Source organism: Streptomyces sp. WY228, assembly GCF_019287315.1.
Taxonomy (GTDB): Bacteria; Actinomycetota; Actinomycetes; order Streptomycetales; family Streptomycetaceae; genus Streptomyces; species Streptomyces caviscabies.
The window spans coordinates 5,169,147-5,188,520 of the sequence record NZ_CP079114.1; the positions used below are offsets into that span (position 1 = coordinate 5,169,147).

Annotated in this window: 17 protein-coding genes; 14 read left to right on the forward strand and 3 right to left on the reverse strand. The window is 69.8% G+C overall.

Features of this window, described 5'->3' with window-relative positions; genetic code table 11:
- Positions 1 to 321: 321 nt before the first annotated feature.
- The 10 genes from secY (at position 322) to truA (ending at position 7,788) form a co-directional block, all read left to right on the forward strand.
- Entirely contained in the window at positions 322 to 1,635 is a 1,314-nt protein-coding gene (secY, locus tag KV381_RS22765; protein WP_030084331.1) for a preprotein translocase subunit SecY, read from the forward strand.
- Positions 1,635 to 2,294 (forward strand): adenylate kinase, encoded by a 660-nt coding sequence (locus KV381_RS22770; protein WP_030084333.1) that lies wholly within the window; start codon positions 1,635 to 1,637, stop codon positions 2,292 to 2,294. Before secY ends, KV381_RS22770 begins: the two co-directional genes overlap by 1 nt.
- Positions 2,295 to 2,426: 132 nt before the next feature.
- Positions 2,427 to 3,263, forward strand: coding sequence for a type I methionyl aminopeptidase (map, locus tag KV381_RS22775; protein ID WP_098024917.1), 837 nt, complete (start codon positions 2,427 to 2,429; stop codon positions 3,261 to 3,263).
- A 173-nt stretch (positions 3,264 to 3,436) separates the two neighbouring features.
- Positions 3,437 to 3,658 carry a translation initiation factor IF-1 gene (infA, locus tag KV381_RS22780; protein ID WP_003956442.1) on the forward strand — a complete coding sequence of 74 codons (222 nt, stop codon included), beginning with the start codon at positions 3,437 to 3,439 and terminating at the stop codon, positions 3,656 to 3,658.
- Positions 3,659 to 3,717: 59 nt separating this feature from the next.
- The gene (gene rpmJ, locus KV381_RS22785; RefSeq protein WP_003956441.1) at positions 3,718 to 3,831 is read left to right on the forward strand and encodes a 50S ribosomal protein L36; all 114 of its coding nucleotides are present in this window, start codon (positions 3,718 to 3,720) and stop codon (positions 3,829 to 3,831) included.
- Positions 3,832 to 4,025: 194 nt separating this feature from the next.
- Positions 4,026 to 4,406 (forward strand): 30S ribosomal protein S13, encoded by a 381-nt coding sequence (gene rpsM / locus KV381_RS22790; RefSeq protein ID WP_003966938.1) that lies wholly within the window; start codon positions 4,026 to 4,028, stop codon positions 4,404 to 4,406.
- A 104-nt stretch (positions 4,407 to 4,510) separates the two neighbouring features.
- Positions 4,511 to 4,915: a 30S ribosomal protein S11 gene (rpsK, locus tag KV381_RS22795; protein ID WP_003956432.1), complete on the forward strand. Its 405-nt coding sequence runs from the start codon at positions 4,511 to 4,513 to the stop codon at positions 4,913 to 4,915.
- Positions 4,916 to 5,052: 137 nt separating this feature from the next.
- A complete protein-coding gene (locus KV381_RS22800; RefSeq protein WP_003966937.1) occupies positions 5,053 to 6,075 on the forward strand; it encodes a DNA-directed RNA polymerase subunit alpha in 1,023 nt (340 codons plus the stop codon).
- A 265-nt stretch (positions 6,076 to 6,340) separates the two neighbouring features.
- Positions 6,341 to 6,844 carry a 50S ribosomal protein L17 gene (rplQ, locus tag KV381_RS22805; RefSeq protein WP_030628623.1) on the forward strand — a complete coding sequence of 168 codons (504 nt, stop codon included), beginning with the start codon at positions 6,341 to 6,343 and terminating at the stop codon, positions 6,842 to 6,844.
- Positions 6,845 to 6,933: 89 nt separating this feature from the next.
- The gene (truA, locus tag KV381_RS22810) at positions 6,934 to 7,788 is read left to right on the forward strand and encodes a tRNA pseudouridine(38-40) synthase TruA (protein ID WP_030628626.1); all 855 of its coding nucleotides are present in this window, start codon (positions 6,934 to 6,936) and stop codon (positions 7,786 to 7,788) included.
- 47 nt (positions 7,789 to 7,835) lie between these two features.
- On the opposite strand, the gene KV381_RS22815 is transcribed toward truA, so the two are convergent.
- Positions 7,836 to 8,684, reverse strand: a complete 849-nt coding sequence (locus tag KV381_RS22815; protein ID WP_218786091.1) for a hypothetical protein — start codon at positions 8,682 to 8,684, stop codon at positions 7,836 to 7,838.
- Positions 8,685 to 8,751: 67 nt separating this feature from the next.
- Between KV381_RS22815 and KV381_RS22820 the strand changes: the two genes are divergently transcribed.
- The 4 genes from KV381_RS22820 to glmM all read left to right on the forward strand — a co-directional run bounded on the left by KV381_RS22820 (position 8,752) and on the right by glmM (position 13,497).
- The gene (locus tag KV381_RS22820; protein WP_030628629.1) at positions 8,752 to 10,371 is read left to right on the forward strand and encodes an ABC-F family ATP-binding cassette domain-containing protein; all 1,620 of its coding nucleotides are present in this window, start codon (positions 8,752 to 8,754) and stop codon (positions 10,369 to 10,371) included.
- Positions 10,372 to 10,840: 469 nt separating this feature from the next.
- Positions 10,841 to 11,284 (forward strand): 50S ribosomal protein L13, encoded by a 444-nt coding sequence (gene rplM, locus KV381_RS22825; protein WP_003966932.1) that lies wholly within the window; start codon positions 10,841 to 10,843, stop codon positions 11,282 to 11,284.
- Between the two features lie 44 nt (positions 11,285 to 11,328).
- Positions 11,329 to 11,856, forward strand: coding sequence for a 30S ribosomal protein S9 (gene rpsI, locus KV381_RS22830; RefSeq protein ID WP_010058767.1), 528 nt, complete (start codon positions 11,329 to 11,331; stop codon positions 11,854 to 11,856).
- Between the two features lie 282 nt (positions 11,857 to 12,138).
- Positions 12,139 to 13,497, forward strand: coding sequence for a phosphoglucosamine mutase (glmM, locus tag KV381_RS22835; protein ID WP_030084347.1), 1,359 nt, complete (start codon positions 12,139 to 12,141; stop codon positions 13,495 to 13,497).
- Positions 13,498 to 13,562: 65 nt separating this feature from the next.
- Here glmM and coaA read toward each other — a convergent pair whose 3' ends face one another.
- Both coaA and KV381_RS22845 read right to left on the reverse strand, forming a co-directional pair.
- Positions 13,563 to 14,558: a type I pantothenate kinase gene (coaA, locus tag KV381_RS22840; protein WP_103537231.1), complete on the reverse strand. Its 996-nt coding sequence runs from the start codon at positions 14,556 to 14,558 to the stop codon at positions 13,563 to 13,565.
- Positions 14,559 to 14,604: 46 nt separating this feature from the next.
- Complete coding sequence (locus KV381_RS22845; RefSeq protein WP_218786092.1) at positions 14,605 to 19,344, reverse strand: HEXXH motif-containing putative peptide modification protein; 4,740 nt, start codon at positions 19,342 to 19,344, stop codon at positions 14,605 to 14,607.
- Positions 19,345 to 19,374: the final 30 nt, after the last annotated feature.

Below are 19,374 nucleotides of genomic sequence, written 5' to 3' on the forward strand. Positions count from 1 at the left end.
TCCGTGTTTACGGCGCCGTACGGGAACCGTAAAGGCTCGGGAAAGGTTGAACGGGTGTCCACCGCACCGGCGGTGGGGGAGTCCGAGGTCGTTCACGTCCCAAATGGTGTGGCTTGGCCGGTCTTTCACGGCGCGGGCCGGGAGACGGGCGGTGCACCGGTGTGCGGCGCGTGTTTCCTGCTCAGTCCCGGGCCGGGTAGGGTGGCGCCGTTAATCTTTTGTGGCCTCCTTACGATGTAGGGCTGCCTTGTACCCGATCCCGTCCAGACCCATCCAGACCCGTCGCCTCTGACGCATAGCGCGGGGGTCGCAGGAGGCACCGTGTTCACCGCGTTCGCCCGAGCGTTCAAGACGCCCGACCTGCGCAAGAAGCTGCTCTTCACGCTCGGCATCATCGTGATCTACCGGCTCGGGGCGCACATCCCGGCCCCGGGCGTCGACTACTCGAAGGTGCAGCAGTGCATCGACCAGGCCGACTCGGGTGGTCTCCTCGGTCTGATGCAGATGTTCAGCGGTGGCGCTCTTCTGCAGATCACCATCTTCGCGCTCGGCATCATGCCGTACATCACGGCCAGCATCATTCTCCAGCTGCTGACCGTCGTGATCCCGCGCCTGGAAGCCCTGAAGAAGGAGGGGCAGTCCGGCACGGCGAAGATCACGCAGTACACGCGTTATCTGACGGTCGCGCTCGCCGTCCTCCAGGGCACCGGCCTCGTCGCCACCGCCCGCAGCGGTGCGCTCTTCCAGAACTGCTCCGTGGGCGACCAGATCGTCGCGGACAAGTCGGTCTTCACCACGGTCATCATGGTCCTCACCATGACCGCCGGTACGGCCGCCGTCATGTGGCTCGGTGAGCTCATCACCGACCGCGGCATCGGCAACGGCATGTCGATCCTCATGTTCATCTCGATCGCCGCCACGTTCCCCGGCGCCCTGTGGGCCATCAAGGAGAGCGGCAAGCTGGCCGACGGATGGATCGAGTTCGGCACCGTCATCCTCATCGGCTTCGTGATGGTCGGCCTCGTCGTCTTCGTCGAGCAGGCCCAGCGCCGTATCCCGGTGCAGTACGCGAAGCGCATGATCGGGCGCCGGTCCTACGGCGGTACGTCCACGTACATCCCGCTCAAGGTGAACCAGGCCGGTGTGATTCCGGTCATCTTCGCCTCGTCGCTGCTCTACATCCCGGCGCTGATCGTCCAGTTCTCCAACTCCCAGGCAGGCTGGGCGACCTGGATCCAGGACAACTTCGTCACCGGTGACCACCCGTACTACATCGCGACGTACTTCGTACTCATCGTGTTCTTCGCCTTCTTCTACGTGGCCATTTCGTTCAACCCCGACGAAGTCGCCGACAACATGAAGAAGTATGGTGGCTTCATCCCGGGTATCCGGGCAGGTCGACCTACTGCCGAGTATCTGAGCTACGTGCTCAACAGGATCACTTGGCCGGGCTCGCTGTACCTGGGCCTGATCGCTCTGGTGCCGACGATGGCGTTGGCAGGCTTCGGCGGTGCGAACCAGAACTTCCCGTTCGGCGGGACGAGCATCCTCATCATCGTGGGTGTGGGTCTGGAGACCGTGAAGCAGATCGAGAGTCAGCTCCAGCAGCGCAATTACGAAGGGTTCCTCCGCTGATGCGAATCGTCCTCGTCGGGCCTCCGGGTGCCGGCAAGGGAACGCAGGCTGCGTACCTTGCTCAGAACCTCTCGATTCCGCACATCGCCACGGGCGACCTCTTCCGCGCCAACATCAGCCAGGGCACCGACCTTGGCAAGCAGGCCCGCGCCTACATGGACGCAGGCCAGCTGGTGCCGGACGAGGTCACCATCGGGATGGCAAAGGACCGGATGGCTCAGTCGGACGCCGAGAACGGCTTCCTGCTGGACGGCTTTCCGCGGAACGTGGGCCAGGCCGAAGCCCTTGACGTGATGCTCAAGGACGAGGGCGTGAAGCTGGACGCGGTCCTCGATCTCGAGGTCCCCGAGGACGAGGTCGTGAAGCGGATCGCGGGTCGCCGCGTCTGCCGCAACAACAGCGCGCACGTCTTCCACCTGACGTACAACCCGCCGAAGACCGAGGGCGTCTGCGACGCCTGCGGTGGCGAGCTGTACCAGCGGGACGACGACAGCGAGGAGACGGTCCGCACCCGGCTGGAGGTCTACCACACGCAGACCGAGCCGATCATCGACTACTACCGGGCCCAGGGCCTGGTGGTGACCATCTCCGCGCTGGGCAAGGTCGCGGACGTGACCGCCCGCGCCATGGAGGCGCTGAAGGCCTCCGACAAGGCCTGAGCGTCACCCCGTACCACCGCAGTGCAAGCCGGCCGCGGCGCCTCAGGGCGCCGCGGCCGACTGCTTGCGCCCGTATCGTTGAACACGCCGAGCCGTACCCGTCACCGTCGATGCAGAGAGAGGCGCCGAGCAATGGTGCAGATCAAGACCCCCGAGCAGATCGCGAAGATGCGCGAGGCGGGCCTGGTGGTCGCTGCCATTCACGCCGCCACCCGTGAGGCGGCCGTTCCCGGGGCCACCACGCACGACCTGGACCAGGTCGCCCGGAAGGTGATCGCCGACCACGGGGCGAAGTCGAACTTCCTCGGGTACGGCGGGTTCCCCGCGACCATCTGCACCTCGGTCAACGAGGTCGTCGTCCACGGCATCCCGGACGAGAAGACGGTCCTGAAGGACGGCGACATCATCTCGATCGACGCCGGCGCGATCGTGGACGGCTGGCACGGTGACGCGGCCTACACGGCCTTCGTGGGCACCGGCCACGCTCCGGAGCTGATCGAGCTCTCCCGGGTGACCGAGGAGTCGATGTGGGCCGGGATCGCCGCGATGAAGGCGAACAACCGCCTCGTCGACATCTCCCGGGCCATCGAGACCTACATCCGCCGCCAGCCCCGGCCGGCGACCGGCAAGTACGGGATCATCGAGGACTTCGGCGGCCATGGCATCGGCACCGAGATGCACATGGACCCGCACCTGCTGAACTACGTCTCCCGCAAGCGCGGCAAGGGCATCAAGCTGGTCCCGGGCGTCTGCCTGGCGATCGAGCCGATGGTGTCGCTGGGCACGGCCCGCACGGAGACCCTGAGCGACGACTGGACCGTCATCACGACGGACGGCACCTGGTCCTCGCACTGGGAGCACTCCATCGCGCTGACCGAGCAGGGCCCGCTGGTCCTGACCTCGCCGGACTGCGGGAAGGCGAAGCTCGCGGAGTACGGGATCACGGCCGCGCCCGACCCTCTCGGGTGACGCGTTCCGCCCGGCAGGTCTAAGGATCACCGGGAGTGGGCAAACTTGACGGATTCGTCTTTTGGAGTCCGCTGACGTAGACTGACTCGTCGGCTCTCGTGCATCAGTGTGCCCGTATGCGGCGCTCCGGTGAAACAGGAGCCGATCAAGGTAGCCGATTCGAAAGGCGAAGCGTGGCCAAGAAGCAAGGTGCCATCGAGATTGAGGGCACCGTGATCGAGTCCCTCCCGAACGCAATGTTCAAGGTGGAGCTCCAGAACGGTCACAAGGTCCTGGCGCACATCAGCGGCAAGATGCGGATGCACTACATCCGTATCCTCCCCGATGACCGGGTTGTGGTGGAGCTCTCTCCGTACGACCTGACGCGTGGCCGGATCGTCTACCGCTACAAGTAGATCTTGCCGGCACCCCGTTTCGGCGGGTGATGGCACTGACCCGGAGAACCTGACATCCCATGAAGGTCAAGCCGAGCGTCAAGAAGATCTGCGACAAGTGCAAGGTGATCCGCCGTCACGGTCGGGTCATGGTCATCTGCGACAACCTGCGCCACAAGCAGCGCCAGGGCTGACGCACGACCGCCTGCATCTCGCAGTTCTTCGCGCGACGCACGTAATACGTACATACGCAGAGCCCGTCCAAGCCACGGCTGACGACACCTCCGGCGGGGGCCGGGGACCCGGACGTACCACTGCTCCTCAGGAGCGGTCGGCGGTCGGGAGTGGCACTGCGGAAGACCCCCGATCTAACAACTGGAGCCATTGAATGGCACGCGTTTCAGGTGTTGACATCCCGCGCGAAAAGCGCGTGGAGGTTGCCCTCACCTACGTCTTCGGTATCGGGCGCACCCGGTCCAAGGAGATCCTCGCCTCCACCGGCGTGAACCCGAACACCCGCGTTCGCGACCTGGCCGAGGAAGACCTCGTCAAGATCCGCGAGCACGTGGACGCCAACCTCCGCACCGAGGGTGACCTCCGCCGTGAGGTCCAGGCGAACATCCGCCGCAAGGTCGAGATCGGCTGCTACCAGGGCATCCGCCACCGTCGTGGCCTGCCCGTCCACGGTCAGCGCACCAGCACGAACGCGCGTACCCGCAAGGGCCCGCGTCGCGCCATCGCCGGTAAGAAGAAGCCGGGCAAGAAGTAGTCCTCAGCGGACGCACTGCGGACCTCCGGTTCCCCGGAACCCGCAGCAACCAGCGGTCTTCGCTGTAGGACCGATCACCTCCCCTCTCCATCTGGAGTCAAGACATGCCCCCCAAGGGTCGTCAGGGCGCAGCCAAGAAGGTGCGTCGCAAGGAAAAGAAGAACGTCGCTCACGGCCACGCGCACATCAAGAGCACGTTCAACAACACGATCGTCTCGATCACGGACCCCTCGGGCAACGTGATCTCCTGGGCCTCCGCCGGCCACGTCGGCTTCAAGGGCTCGCGCAAGTCCACCCCCTTCGCCGCGCAGATGGCCGCCGAGTCGGCCGCCCGCCGCGCGCAGGAGCACGGCATGCGCAAGGTCGACGTCTTCGTCAAGGGTCCCGGCTCCGGCCGTGAGACCGCGATCCGCTCGCTCCAGGCCACCGGCCTGGAGGTCGGTTCGATCCAGGACGTCACCCCGACGCCGCACAACGGCTGCCGTCCGCCGAAGCGTCGTCGCGTCTGACCCGCTACGGCCGGTGACGGCCGTGCGTCAGTAGCGCCGGGTCCGGGCGGTACACCTCTTACGGGGCGTACCGCCCGTACCCTTGTTACATCTGTCGGGCATCAAATAGTGGGTGCCCACGACTGAAGGATCACCGCATGCTTATCGCTCAGCGTCCGTCGCTGACCGAAGAGGTCGTCGACGAGTTCCGCTCCCGGTTCGTGATCGAGCCGCTGGAGCCGGGCTTCGGCTACACCCTCGGCAACTCCCTCCGCCGCACCCTCCTCTCCTCGATCCCCGGTGCCGCTGTCACCAGCATCCGGATCGACGGTGTCCTGCACGAGTTCACCACCGTGCCGGGCGTCAAGGAGGACGTGACCGACCTCATCCTCAACATCAAGCAGCTGGTCGTCTCCTCGGAGCACGACGAGCCCGTCGTGATGTACCTGCGCAAGCAGGGCCCGGGTCTGGTCACCGCCGCCGACATCGCGCCCCCGGCCGGTGTCGAGGTGCACAACCCCGACCTCGTTCTCGCCACGCTCAACGGCAAGGGCAAGCTGGAGATGGAGCTGACCGTCGAGCGCGGTCGCGGCTACGTCTCCGCCGTCCAGAACAAGCAGGTCGGCCAGGAGATCGGCCGGATCCCGGTCGACTCCATCTACTCGCCGGTGCTCAAGGTCACGTACAAGGTCGAGGCGACCCGTGTCGAGCAGCGCACCGACTTCGACAAGCTGATCGTCGACGTCGAGACCAAGCAGGCCATGCGTCCCCGTGACGCCATGGCGTCGGCCGGTAAGACCCTGGTCGAGCTGTTCGGTCTGGCGCGCGAGCTCAACATCGACGCCGAGGGCATCGACATGGGCCCGTCCCCGACGGACGCCGCTCTCGCCGCCGATCTGGCTCTGCCGATCGAGGAGCTGGAGCTCACGGTCCGTTCGTACAACTGCCTCAAGCGCGAGGGCATCCACTCCGTGGGTGAGCTCGTGGCGCGTTCCGAGGCGGATCTGCTCGACATCCGCAACTTCGGTGCGAAGTCGATCGACGAGGTCAAGGCGAAGCTGGCCGGTATGGGCCTCGCGCTGAAGGACTCGCCTCCCGGCTTCGACCCGACCGCCGCGGCGGACGCCTTTGGCGCCGACGACGACGCGGACGCGGGGTTCGTGGAGACCGAGCAGTACTGATCGCCTCCCGGCTGGGGGTGCCCGGTTTTGAGGGTGCCCCCGGGCCGGGGCTGAGGCTTTGTCCTCAATCGCCGGACGGGCTTGAATTTGGCTGATGTCCGGCGCGAACGTCGGACGGGCTTGAATTTGGCTGATGTCCGGCGTGAACGTCGGGCAGGCTGAATTTGGCTGATGTCCGGCAGCTATGACTTCCGTGAGGCGTCCGCCTCGCGGGAACTGACATCGGTACCTGATACGGCCGGTGCAGCACACAAGGAGAATCACCATGCCGCGTCCCGCCAAGGGTGCCCGTCTGGGCGGCAGCGCCGCGCACGAGAAGCTGCTCCTCGCCAACCTGGCGAAGTCGCTGTTCGAGCACGGCCGCATCACGACGACCGAGGCCAAGGCCCGCCGCCTGCGCCCCGTCGCCGAGCGCCTCGTCACCAAGGCGAAGAAGGGCGACATCCACAACCGTCGCCTGGTGCTCCAGACGATCACGGACAAGAGCGTCGTCCACACGCTCTTCACCGAGATCGCTCCCCGGTACGAGAACCGCCCCGGTGGTTACACCCGTATCACCAAGATCGGCAACCGTCGTGGCGACAACGCCCCGATGGCCGTCATCGAGCTGGTCGAGGCGCTGACCGTGGCCCAGCAGGCCACCGGTGAGGCCGAGGCCGCGACGAAGCGTGCGGTCAAGGAAGACGCCCTCAAGAAGGACGAGGCCCCCGCGGCCGAGGCCGTCGAGGACGCCAAGCCGGCCGACGACGCGGAGTCCAAGGACGCCTGAGCGTCTTAGCGACCACGGGACGGGCCCGCATCACCCTTCGGGGCGGTGCGGGCCCGTTTCGCTGACCAGGGTGTGGAGAGGGAGACGCGGTGAGTGACGAGGCCGAGCCCGGTTTCGTACGGGTACGACTGGACCTGTCCTACGACGGCAAGGACTTCTCCGGCTGGGCGAAGCAGACCAGCCGGCGCACGGTGCAGGGCGAGATCGAGGACGCGCTGCGGACCGTGACCCGCTCGGCGGTGACGTACGACCTGACGGTGGCGGGCCGGACCGACGCCGGGGTGCACGCGCGCGGCCAGGTGGCCCATGTGGATCTGCCGGAGGCGGTCTGGGGCGAGCATGAAGAGAAGCTGCTGCGGCGGCTGGCGGGGCGGCTGCCGCTGGATGTACGGATCTGGCGTGCGGCTCCCGCTCCGGCGGGGTTCAACGCCCGCTTCTCCGCGCTGTGGCGGCGGTACGCGTACCGCGTCGGTGACCGGCCCGGTGGCGTCGATCCGCTGACGCGCGGCCATGTGCTGTGGCACGACCGGCCGTTGGACCTGGACGCGATGAACGAGGCGGCCGCGCTGATGGTCGGCGAGCACGACTTCGCCGCGTACTGCAAGAAGCGCGAGGGTGCGACGACCATCCGTACGCTCCAGAAACTGAGCTGGGTACGGGATCCGGAGTCCGGGGTCCTCACGGCGACCGTGCAGGCGGACGCGTTCTGCCACAACATGGTCCGTGCCCTGATCGGGGCGGCGTTGTTCGTCGGCGACGGGCGGCGGCCGGCCTCCTGGCCCGCCGAGGTGCTGGCCGCGAAGGTGCGCGATCCCGGGGTGCATGTGGTGCGGCCGCACGGGCTGACGCTGGAGGAAGTGGCGTATCCGGCGGACGAGTTGCTGGCGGCGCGGGCCGAAGAGGCCCGGAACGTACGGACGTTGCCGGGGGCTGGCTGCTGCTGATCCCTGAGCCCTGATCCCGGTCCCCGGCCGCCCGGCCTCCGGCCGTGTCAGCTGTTGGGTTCCGCTGCGGCCTGGGATGCCTGGAGTTGGCCGCGGCGGTGGATCTGGCGGAAGGCGAAGTTCGTCAGATCCTTGCTGACCGCGTAGACGTCCTTGTCGGCGGTGGTGACCCGCTTGCCGTTCAGGAAGCCGCCGACGCTGAAGTAGGCGTAACGGCCGTAGGAGTTGGCGGTGCGCAGGCAGACCGTGCCGCCCCGGCAGAAGGTGTCGATGCCCCCGCCGCTGAGCGAGGCGAGGCCGCCCGATGCCTGGTCGGCGGTCTTCTTCGCGCGGGCCTCCGTCTCGAAGACGGCGATGCCGACGGTGACGGCCACCCCGTCCTTGCGGTAGGTGGCCCGGATGAGCTGGGTGCAGCCGTTGTTCGCGAGGATCGAGCCGAGGGCGCCCTGGGTGCCGGTCGCGCAGTTCGCGGCGCTGCTCGTCGCGCCCTTGAGGTGGACGCGGTCGCCCATCGTGAGCTTCTTGCCGGGGAAGAACCCGTCGACGGTGATCGGCGCCTTGTCCTTCTCGGCGCTCGATATGAACTCCTTGGGGTCCGGCGGGGGCGGCGGTGCGACCGAGGAGAAGGAGGGCTCGGGCGCCGAGGTGTCCTCGGGGAGCTCGGCCGGTGCGGGCAGTTGGCTCGCGTTCTTGTCGGCCTTGCCCTTGCCGCCGTTCGATGTGACCACGGCCGTGGTCACGATCGCGCCGATCGCCACGGTGGCCAGCACGCCGCCGCCGATCATCAGCAGTTTCTTCCGGCGGGCGCGCGCCGCGGATTCCTCCGCCAGCGCCGCCCAGTCCGGAGTCCCGTCGCCCCCGGGCCCCCAGGAGGCCCCCCCTTGCCCAAAGCTCATGCGCGCAGTTTAGGGCTATCGGTAAACCGGTTGGGTCAGAGCTTCGCGGACCGTGACAATGCTCGGTATGGGACATCTCGAAGCAGGCCACCTGGAGTACTACCTACCGGACGGGCGGGTGCTGCTCGGCGATGCCTCGTTCCGGGTGGCCGACGGGGCCGTCGTCGCGCTCGTCGGGGCGAACGGGGCGGGCAAGACGACCTTGCTGCGCCTGCTGGCCGGTGAGCTCCAGCCGCACGGCGGCACGGTGTCGGTGAGCGGCGGGCTCGGTGTGATGCCGCAGTTCGTGGGCTCGGTGCGGGACGAGCGGACCGTACGGGACCTGCTGGTGTCCGTGGCCCAGCCCCGGATCAGGGAGGCCGCGAAGGCGGTCGACGCGGCCGAGGAACGCATTCTCACCGTCGACGACGAGGCCGCGCAGATGGCGTACGCGCAGGCGCTGAGCGACTGGGCGGAGGCGCGCGGGTACGAGGCCGAGACGGTCTGGGACATGTGCACCATGGCCGCGCTGGGCGTCCCGTACGAGAAGGCGCAGTGGCGCGAGGTGCGCACGCTCAGCGGTGGTGAGCAGAAGCGGCTGGTGCTGGAGGCGCTGCTGCGCGGGCCCGACGAGGTCCTGCTGCTCGACGAGCCGGACAACTATCTGGACGTGCCGGGCAAGCGGTGGCTGGAGGAGAAGCTGAAGGAGACCCGTAAGACGGTCCTCTTCGTCTCCCACGACCGGGAGCTGCTGTCCCGGGCCGCCGAGAAGATCGTCAGCGTCGAGCCGAGCCCGGCGGGCAGTGACGTCTGGGTGCACGGTGGCGGCTTCGCCACGTACCACGACGCGCGCAAGGAGCGGTTCGCGCGCTTCGAGGAGCTGCTGCGGCGCTGGCAGGAGGAGCACGCCCGGCTGAAGGCGCTCGTCCTGCGGATGCGGCAGCAGGCGGCGAACAGCCCCGACATGGCCAACCGCTACCACGCGATGCAGACCCGCTTCAAGAAGTTCGAGGAGGCCGGGCCGCCGCCGGAGCCGCCGCGCGAGCAGGACATCAAGATGCGGCTGCGCGGCGGGCGGACCGGGGTGCGGGCGGTGACCTGCAAGGGCCTGGAGCTGACCGGGCTGATGAAGCCGTTCGACCTGGAGATCTATTACGGGGAACGGGTCGCGGTCCTCGGCTCCAACGGGTCGGGCAAGTCGCACTTCCTGCGGCTGCTGGCGGGGGAGCCGGTGGCGCACACGGGGGAGTGGAAGCTCGGGGCGCGGGTGGTGCCGGGGCACTTCGCCCAGACGCACGCGCACCCGGAGCTGCTGGGGAAGACCCTGGTGGAGATCCTCTGGTCGGAGCACGCCAAGGACCGGGGCGGGGCGATGGGGGTGCTGCGGCGGTACGAGCTGGAGCGGCAGGGGGACCAGGACTTCGAGCGGCTGTCGGGTGGGCAGCAGGCCCGGTTCCAGATCCTGCTGCTGGAGCTGGCGGGCACGACGGCGCTGCTGCTGGACGAGCCGACGGACAACCTGGACCTGGAGTCGGCGGAGGCGTTGCAGGACGGGCTGGAGGTGTACGACGGCACGGTGATGGCCGTCACGCACGACCGGTGGTTCGCGAAGTCGTTCGACCGGTATCTGGTGTTCGGATCGGACGGGGTGGTGCGGGAGACATCGGAGCCGGTGTGGGATGAGCGGAGGGTTGAGCGGGTGCGGTGACCTTGGCGGTCGGCGGGGTGGGGTGCGGGTGCGGGGGGCCGTGCGGCGCCGTTGCGGGGGCGCTGCCCCCGGGCCCCCGCGCCTCAAACGCCGGCGGGGCTGAAAAGGTCGCCTCAAGCGCCGGCGGGGCTGGAGGGGGCGCGGCGGGGCTGGAAAGGTCGCCTCAAGCGCCGGCGGGGCTGGGAGGGTGCGGCGGGGCTGGAGAGGGTGCGGCGGAGCCGGAGGGGCGCGGCGGGGCTGGGTCGGCAGGGGCGTTTTGACCTGTGTGGGGGGCGGCCGGTAGGGTTCAGGTTTGTTATACGTATTGGCTTCGTCGTTCTCACGCGAAGGGCCTTACGTAGGTTCCCTGGAGCAGTTACCAGTGGCTCGCATACGGGCAGCGTCCCGGCACTGTGAGCCTCAGCTGCATGATCGCTTCAGAGGTGCCGTGTGTCTGGATCCCATCCACTGAAGAAGCGAAGGCTGCGAAGTGCGTACGTACAGCCCCAAGCCCGGCGATGTCACGCGCCAGTGGCACATCATTGACGCTCAGGACATCGTCCTGGGCCGTCTGGCCACCACGGCTGCGAACCTCCTCCGAGGCAAGCACAAGGCGATCTACGCCCCCCACATGGACATGGGCGACTTCGTCATCATCATCAACGCCGACAAGGTTCACCTGTCCGGCAACAAGAAGACCCAGAAGATGGCGTACCGCCACTCCGGCTTCCCGGGCGGTCTCCGTTCGGTCCGCTACGACGAGCTTCTCGCGAAGAACCCCGAGAAGGCCGTCGAGAAGGCCATCAAGGGCATGATCCCCAAGAACACCCTGGGCCGTCAGATGCTCTCGAAGCTCAAGGTCTACGCGGGCGACCAGCACCCGCACGCTGCTCAGCAGCCGGTCCCGTTCGAGATCACCCAGGTCGCGCAGTAGTTCCGGCCACCCCCTAAGACGTACAGAAAGATCTGAGGAGAATCGTGGCCGAGACCACTGTTGAGAACCCCGTCGAGGGCACCGAGGGCGAGGAGACCTTCGCCGAGGTGACCACCTTCGAGTCCGAGGTTCCCGTCGAGGGCGAGTACACCAGCGAGTCCCTCGCGGGCCGCTTCGGTGACCCGCAGCCCGCGGCCGGCCTTGGCCGTCGCAAGAACGCCATCGCCCGCGTCCGGATCGTTCCGGGCACCGGCAAGTGGAAGATCAACGGTCGCACCCTTGAGGACTACTTCCCCAACAAGGTGCACCAGCAGGAAGTCAACGAGCCCTTCAAGGTGCTCGAGCTCGACGGCCGCTACGACGTCATCGCCCGCATCTCGGGTGGCGGCGTCTCCGGTCAGGCCGGCGCCCTGCGCCTCGGTGTGGCCCGCGCGCTGAACGAGGCGGACGTGGACAACAACCGCGCCACGCTGAAGAAGGCCGGCTTCCTCTCCCGCGACGACCGTGCGGTCGAGCGCAAGAAGGCCGGTCTCAAGAAGGCCCGTAAGGCCCCGCAGTACAGCAAGCGCTAAATCTCGCCTGCTCGACTGTCACGTTCGCCCCGGCGGCACGCTCTGTGCTGCCGGGGCGTTCGTTTATCAGCCCCCGCGGGCGTATAACGGCATAAGACGTTCATCGGTCCGCACGGGACCGCGAACCGGTGAGCGCTGTCGCGCATCTCGCAGGTCGGCCGCGACATGCCGTCCGACGTGCCCTTTTGCTTTTTTGCGTTGTTTTCGTTGCATGTGTTGTTTGGTTGCCAGTTCGTTTGCTGTGCAGTGGTTTGTGGTTTCGGAGCACTTCGGAGGACACCAGTGGGACGACTCTTCGGTACGGACGGAGTACGCGGTGTCGCCAACGCCGATCTGACGGCCGAGCTCGCGCTCGGACTCTCGGTCGCGGCGGCGCACGTCATCGCCGAGGCGGGCACCTCCGCGGGCCATCGCCCGACCGCCGTGGTCGGGCGTGATCCGCGGGCATCCGGAGAGTTCCTGGAGGCGGCCGTCGTGGCGGGCCTGGCCAGCGCCGGTGTCGACGTGCTGCGCGTCGGTGTGCTGCCGACGCCCGCGGTGGCGTATCTGACCGGTTCGCTCGGCGCGGACATCGGCGTGATGCTCTCCGCCAGTCACAACGCGATGCCCGACAACGGCATCAAGTTCTTCGCGCGCGGCGGCCACAAGCTCGCCGACGAGCTGGAGGACCGGATCGAGACGGTCTACGAGCAGCACCGCACCGGCGCGCCGTGGAACCGTCCGACCGGCGCCGGCGTGGGGCGGGTCACCGACTACACGGAGGGCTTCGACCGTTACGTCGCGCACCTGATCGGCGTCCTGCCCAACCGGCTCGACGGCCTCAAGGTCGTCCTGGACGAGGCGCACGGCGCCGCCGCCCGGGTCTCGCCCGAGGCGTTCGCGCGGGCCGGGGCCGAGGTCGTCACCATCGGGGCCGACCCGGACGGCCTGAACATCAACGACGGCTGCGGCTCCACCCACCTGGAGCTGCTGCGCGCCGCCGTCGTCGAGCACGGGGCCGACCTCGGCATCGCGCACGACGGTGACGCCGACCGCTGCCTCGCCGTGGACGCGGCGGGCGAGGAGGTCGACGGCGACCAGATCCTCGCGGTGCTGGCCCTCGCGATGCGGGACGCCGGTCAGCTGCGCAAGGAGACCGTCGTCGGCACCGTGATGTCGAACCTCGGCTTCAAGCTGGCCATGGAGCGCGAGGGCATCCGGCTCGTCCAGACGGCGGTCGGCGACCGGTACGTCCTGGAGTCGATGAAGGCCGAGGGTTTCGCGCTCGGCGGCGAGCAGTCCGGGCACGTCATCGTCCTGGACCACGCCACGACCGGCGACGGCACGCTGACCGGCCTGATGCTGGCGGCCCGTGTCGCCGCCACCGGCCGGAGCCTCACCGAGCTGGCCGGGGTCATGCAGCGCATGCCGCAGGTCCTCATCAACGTCCCCGACGTCGACAAGACCCGGGTGAACACCTCGGCCGAGCTGGCGGCCGCGGTCGTCGAGGCGGAGCGCGAGCTCGGCGAGACCGGGCGCGTCCTGCTGCGCCAGTCGGGTACGGAGCCGCTGGTGCGGGTCATGGTCGAGGCCGCCGACATCGAGCAGGCCCGGGCCGTCGCCGGCCGGCTGGCCGATGTGGTGAAGTCCGCGCTGGGCTGAGCTGCCGCTCCGGCCTCGTACGGAAGCCCCTGGCGTCGTCGCCGGGGGCTTCCGCGCGTCGGAGGTCAGAGCTTGCGCAGGGACAGCTTCTGGACCTTGTGGTCCGGGCCCTTGCGGAGCACCAGGGTGGCGCGGCCGCGCGTCGGGGCCACGTTCTCCAGCAGGTTCGGTTTGTTGATGGTCCGCCACATGGTGCGCGCGTAGTCCAGCGCCTCCTCCTCGGAGACCTGGGTGTACTTGCGGAAGTACGAGGACGGGTCCTGGAAGGCCGTGGCGCGCAGCTTGCGGAAGCGGTTCAGGTACCAGGTCTCGATGTCCTCGGCGCGGGCGTCCACGTACACGCTGAAGTCGAAGTAGTCGGCGAGCCCGACCCTGGTGCGGCCGTCGCTGCCGGGCAGCGCGGGCTGGAGGACGTTGAGGCCCTCGACGATGAGGATGTCGGGGCGGCGCACGGTGAGCCGCTCGCCGGGGACGATGTCGTAGATCAGGTGTGAGTAGACGGGGGCGGTCACCTCGTCCTTGCCCGCCTTGATGTCGGCGACGAAGCGGGTCAGGGCGCGCCGGTCGTAGGACTCCGGGAACCCTTTGCGCGAGGTCAGCCCGCGTGCCCGGAGTTCCTTCATCGGCAGCAGGAACCCGTCCGTGGTCACCAGCTCGACCCGCGGGTGCTCGGGCCAGCGGGCCAGCAGCGCCTGGAGGATACGGGCGCTGGTGGACTTGCCGACGGCGACACTGCCCGCGACCCCTATGACGAACGGGGTACCGCGCTGCGCCCCGTGCCCGTTCCCGGCGTCCCCGAGGAAGGTGTTCAGCGCGCCGCGCAGCCCGGAGGTGGCCTGGACGTACAGGTTGAGCAGCCGGGAGAGCGGCAGATAGACGTCCCGCACCTCGTCCAGGTCGATGACGTCCCCGAGCCCCCGCAGCCGCTCCACCTCGTCGGCGGTCAGCGGCAGCGGCGTCTTGTCCCGCAGGGCGCTCCACTCGTCGCGCGAGAGGTCGACGTAGGGGGTCGGCGCAGGCTCGGTGCGACGCTGGGGGCTCCGTGCGGGTGAGGTGATCACCTGTTCATTGTTGCGGGAGTTTTAACGGAGCGGGGGGTGGGGTCGGTCACGTGGGTGTCGGGGCGGGTGGCCCTTCCGGGCGGGTGCGGTGGAGCCCGGGAATCTCGGCGTCGTTGGGCCGGGCGCTCCAGGCCGCCAGGGCGACCGGGGCCACGGCGGGTCCGGGTCCGGCAGTGAGGGCGATGTGGACGGCCCGGATGAGTTCGGGGCGGTGGGACAGGGCGCGGGCCGCGGCGACGTCGGGTGGTGTTCCGTGGGCCGCCCGGCGCAGGGCGACCCCGAGCCCGATCCATGCCTCGGGGTCCCGCGGGTCGTCGGCGATCCGGTCCGTGCAGAGGCGGCGGGCGAGGGCCGTGTCCCCGGCGATCCGGGCCAATGCGGTCCGGACGCCGACGTCCTCGTTCCCGGGGTGCGGCGGCGGGACGAGCGGATCGTCCGACGACCGCTGTGCCGGGCAGAGCGGGCCGTTCTGCCGGGTGGCGACCGCCGCGCGGCGCAGCAGGGCCGTGGCGGGGGCCGTCGCCGGGGATCCGGGAACGGGGACCAGCAGGGGAGCGGTTCCGGCGTGAGCGGGGAGCGGGTCCCCGGCCCGCCAGGCGGCGACGCAGTCCGCGACGTCGGCGGGTGTCGCTCGCAGCTGGCGGATCCGCCACCTGGCGCGGTTGCCGATGACGGCCTCGCGGGCGAGGAGGGCCACGTCGTCGGGGACGTCCAGCAGCTCTTCGGGGCGGTTCGCGGAGCCGGCCGCCAGGGACAGGAACGTCCGGCCCGCCGGGGTGAGGCGGGGCGAGGTCCGCAGCACGGCGAAGGCGTCGCGCACCTGCGGCCACCAGTACGCCAGCTCGAACTGGGCCCTCCGCAGCAGCGGGCCTTCGGCGTCGCGGCAGACGCGCCGCCAGAGGTCGGCCACGCCGGAGTGGGCGAACACCCCGTGGAAGGTGCCTTCGAAGCCCCGGGGGTCGTCCCGCCACGGGGCCTGGAACATCTCGCCCCCGCTCCCGGACGCGCCGCCCGGCTCCCTGGTGTGGAGCGGCACGATGTCTGCCACGGCGTGGAGCTTCAGGTGGCGGAACTCGTGCACCAGGGTCGCCGCCAGCTCCTCCGCGTCGGCCGGTTCGCTGAGAATGATCCCGCCGTACGCGTCGCTCGACGTGTGCGACGCCACCACCGTACCGACCGGGCCGCACGGGGTGAGGGCGGTCAGGGTCGCTCCGAGCGCCCGCGCCTGTTCCGGGTCCGCGCGCCGCAGAAGGTTCTGTGCGCCCGCGAGGAGACCGGTCCAGCGTTCGACCGCCGCCGGGTCGAGCGGGCGGACCGGTGAGGGCTCCGAGGTGGCGTCCTCGTGACGGAACGGGTCGACGTCGTCGAGCAGCACCGTCAGCGCCGCCGCCCCGGTACCCACGCTGACGCGGTGCGCGGGATGCCAGCCGCGCGCCTGCCGTGAGAGCGGCTTCCGCACGGTGATGCCGGACCCCGGGAAGCGGACGGTCCAGCGCTTCACGACGATGTCCGCCGTGCGGGCGTCCGGAGTGCCGAGTTCGGCGTGCCCCAAGGTGGGCAGGAAGACCCGGCCCCCGCGTACGGGGACGCGGAACCTGAAGGTGAGCCCCGCTCTGATGCCCGCCGCTGCCGCGATGGCGTGCGCGTGCCCCAGATCCGTCCACAGCGGTACGTCGGCGGAGGAGCCCGGAGCGGCACGTCTGCGCAGCATGTGGCTCATCCACCGGCCGACGGACGGGTGCAGGAGGAGCGCGTCGACCTCGTCCCGGGCCGCGCGGTCCGCCTCCTCCAGCAGTGCGCGCACCTCGTCCACGGGAGGCAGGGCACCCCCGGAGGTATCGGGGAAGGCCCCCGGCCGCAACAGGTCGCGCAGCACCAGGAGGCGGATGCTGCGCTGGCCCGCCCGCAGCCGACCGGTCGCGCCGGTGTCCTCCCGGCCGGTCGCCAGGGCGCGCAGAGCGTCGGGGGACAGGGTGTGGAACGTGGTCGCGCGGTTCCCGGACGCGGGCGCGGTGGACCGATCGGGACCCGGGACCGCACTCGGCCTGCTGGTCACCTTGCGGGCCTTTGCCGAACGGGTGTGGGTCGGGGAGACCCATGAATAGCCTCCGCCCGGCGGCTCCACGGCAGACCGGCTCTGCCGGGGGCTGCCGAACCTTGTCACGGTGTCCCTCGCCTGGCGTGAGGAGATGTCCAGGGACAGAGCCTCGCCCAGCGAGAGTCCGGAGAGGTCGACGAGCCCTTCAGTCGTCCCCGGCTCCGCTTCCGCCCCCTCCCTCAGTACGAGGGCCAGGTTGGCGCGGCACACGTTCACGTCGGGGTGGTCAGCTCCCAGCCGTTGTCCATTGATGTCGAGAACGGCCCTCAGATGCTCCTCGGCCTCGGTGTGCCGCCCGGACAGGTGCAGAACGGTGGCGAGTTCATGCCGGGCGGCCAGGGTGTTGTAGTGCTCGGGGCCGAGCCGTGCGGTGTAGAGCCCCCGGACTTCGGCGAATTCGTTCTCGGCGCGCTCCAGTTGCCCCAGGTCGCGGACGGTGCGGGCGTGTTCGTGCCGGGCCGAGAGGAGGAGCGGGTGGTCCTCGTCCATGACGCGCCGACAGTCCTTGACGACCGCGGCGGCGACGCTCTGTGCCTCGTTCGGCCGACCGGAGTCCCGCAGCGCGGCCGCAAGGGTGACCCCGATGCTCATCACGGTCACGTCCAGGCCGCCCGGCCGCGACCGGACGTCCCACATCCGGCGCAGTTCGTCGACGGCTTCGTCGAGCCGCCCGCTCTCGTGCAGCAGCGCGGCGAGATCGTGCCGGGACCGCAGGACCTTCGCCGGGTCCGTCGCGGGGTCGGTCAGCCGCAGCCGTAGCACCGCGCGCAGCTCCCGCTCGGCCTCGGCGTAGCGGCCGAGTTCTCTCAGGACACGGGCCCGGCTGCCCCGGGCCGACTGGGACAGCGCGTGGTCGGCGGGCAGAGTCCGGTCGCAGGAGGCCACGATGTCCAGGCAGACGGCCTCGGCCTCGTGGAGGCGGCCCAGGCCGCGCAGCGGCCAGACACCGGCCAGCCGGGCCTCGATGGTCGCCGGGTCGTCCTCGCCGAGCCGCGTCGACCGTACGGCGGTGAGCGCGTCCAACTCCTTGAGGGCATCGGCGTACAGACCCCGGTAGTTGCGGTACGTCACCGCCCTGAGCGACGGCTCGCTCGCCGCCAGGACCAGAGCCGGGTCGGTCTCCCCGGGGGTGAGCAGCGGCAGCAGGGAGAGGGGAGCGGCGCAGTGGGAGGCGAGCACGCGCCACCGGGCCCAGTGCTCGGGTTCGTCCGGCCCGATCGGGCCCGTGGCACGGTTCAGCAGGTCGACGAGGAGCCGCAGGTGTGTGCCGGCCCGAGGAGCGAAGTCGTGGTGCGCCCGGTTGCTGGCACGTACCAGCGGATGCATCCGGATGTTCCGCCCCAGGTCCAGGTCCAGGTCCAGGTCCAGGCCCAGGCCCAGGTCCAGTTCTTGGGCGTCCCCGTCCTCATCCTCCTCTTCGGCCCCGTCCCCCTCAGGGGCGTACGCGTCCTCGATGTCCACCAGCCGCAGACCCGCGAGCCCTCTCAGGGTGCTCTCCAGCCGCTCGGCGTCCGGGGCCTCCTCGAACAGCCCCGCCCCGGCCAGCAGGCCGATGTCCAGCAGCCGGTGCGGGACCGGCGCGGGGCCGAAGCACGCCAGCAGGCGGAGCAGATGACGGGCGTCGTCGTTGCCGCTCTCGCGGCGCAGCAGGTCGAGCGAGAACTCCCAGGTGGTCAGGATCGCCCGACGCGCGCGCTCCGACGGGCCGAGCGATGTGTCCGGGTCGTACGCCATGTCGCCGAGCCGCTCCGCGAACGCGTGCCGGTAGGCGGAGAAGGTCCGGGGCGTTCCCGGGACCTCCCACAGCTGCTCCCGCGCCCTGGCCAGATAGGAACCGGCCAGGTCCAGGGCGAGCGGCAGGCTGCCGAGCTCCTCGGCGAGGGCGCGGGCCGACGCCGTCCCTCCGGCGCGCGGAGCCAGGTCGAGCAGGACGCGGGCCCCGTCCTCCTGCCCGAGGGTTTCCACGGGCGCGTGTCCGACCCAGGACCCCCACCGCTCCCTGCGTGACTCCCTGCTGGTGACGAGGACCGTTCCGTGGCCGTGGCGGGGGGAGCGCAGCCAGCCGACGCCGTCGGCCGCGGAGGACCTCGACGTGAGCAGGGCCGCCGGATCGTCCACGTTGTCCAGCACGAGCAGCCAGGGCTCCCGGAGCCGGTCGAGGTGTCTCCAGGTGACGTCGGCGGGGTTGACGCGGTGGAACTCGGCGGGCCGGGCTCCGATGGCGAAGGCGACGGAGAGCATGCCTTCCGAGATCTGCTCGCGGTCCCCGCCCGACACCCACCACACGTGCGACACCGTGCGGGAGACACGGTGGGCGGCCTCCAGCGCGACGGTGGTCTTGCCGCTCCCTCCCAGGCCGGTCAGGACCCACACGCCGGGGGCGTCGGAGTCCCCGCCCATACGTTGCCCGATGCCGCGGACCAGTGTGGTGACAAGGTCCTCCCGGCCCCGGAGCCGGTCCCGGGGGACACGCCGTTGCGGAAGCGCCAGCGGCATGACCGCGGAGGACGGGGGTCGGGCGTCGGACCGGTCCGTGCCGTGATGTGCCGGCATTTCCGAGGGAGCGGAGACCGTCCTCTGCGTGACCAGTCCCTCGGAGACGACGATCAGCTGCTCGATGTTCGCGGTGTGCGAGGCGAAGGCGGTGCCGCCCAGGGCGGAGATCGAGATCCCGCCGGGCTCGGACACGGAGGCGGTGGGAAGGCCGGAGCGCTCCTG

Bases quoted from the DNA above. Each gene is read 5' to 3' on its own strand.
- KV381_RS22770 (WP_030084333.1), top strand. From the start codon at position 1,635: ATGCGAATCGTCCTCGTCGGGCCTCCGGGTGCCGGCAAGGGAACGCAG.
- map (WP_098024917.1), top strand. From the start codon at position 2,427: ATGGTGCAGATCAAGACCCCCGAGCAGATCGCGAAGATGCGCGAGGCG.
- rpmJ (WP_003956441.1), top strand. From the start codon at position 3,718: ATGAAGGTCAAGCCGAGCGTCAAGAAGATCTGCGACAAGTGCAAGGTG.
- rpsM (WP_003966938.1), top strand. From the start codon at position 4,026: ATGGCACGCGTTTCAGGTGTTGACATCCCGCGCGAAAAGCGCGTGGAG.
- rpsK (WP_003956432.1), top strand. From the start codon at position 4,511: ATGCCCCCCAAGGGTCGTCAGGGCGCAGCCAAGAAGGTGCGTCGCAAG.
- KV381_RS22800 (WP_003966937.1), top strand. From the start codon at position 5,053: ATGCTTATCGCTCAGCGTCCGTCGCTGACCGAAGAGGTCGTCGACGAG.
- rplQ (WP_030628623.1), top strand. From the start codon at position 6,341: ATGCCGCGTCCCGCCAAGGGTGCCCGTCTGGGCGGCAGCGCCGCGCAC.
- KV381_RS22815 (WP_218786091.1), bottom strand. From the start codon at position 8,684: ATGAGCTTTGGGCAAGGGGGGGCCTCCTGGGGGCCCGGGGGCGACGGG.
- KV381_RS22820 (WP_030628629.1), top strand. From the start codon at position 8,752: ATGGGACATCTCGAAGCAGGCCACCTGGAGTACTACCTACCGGACGGG.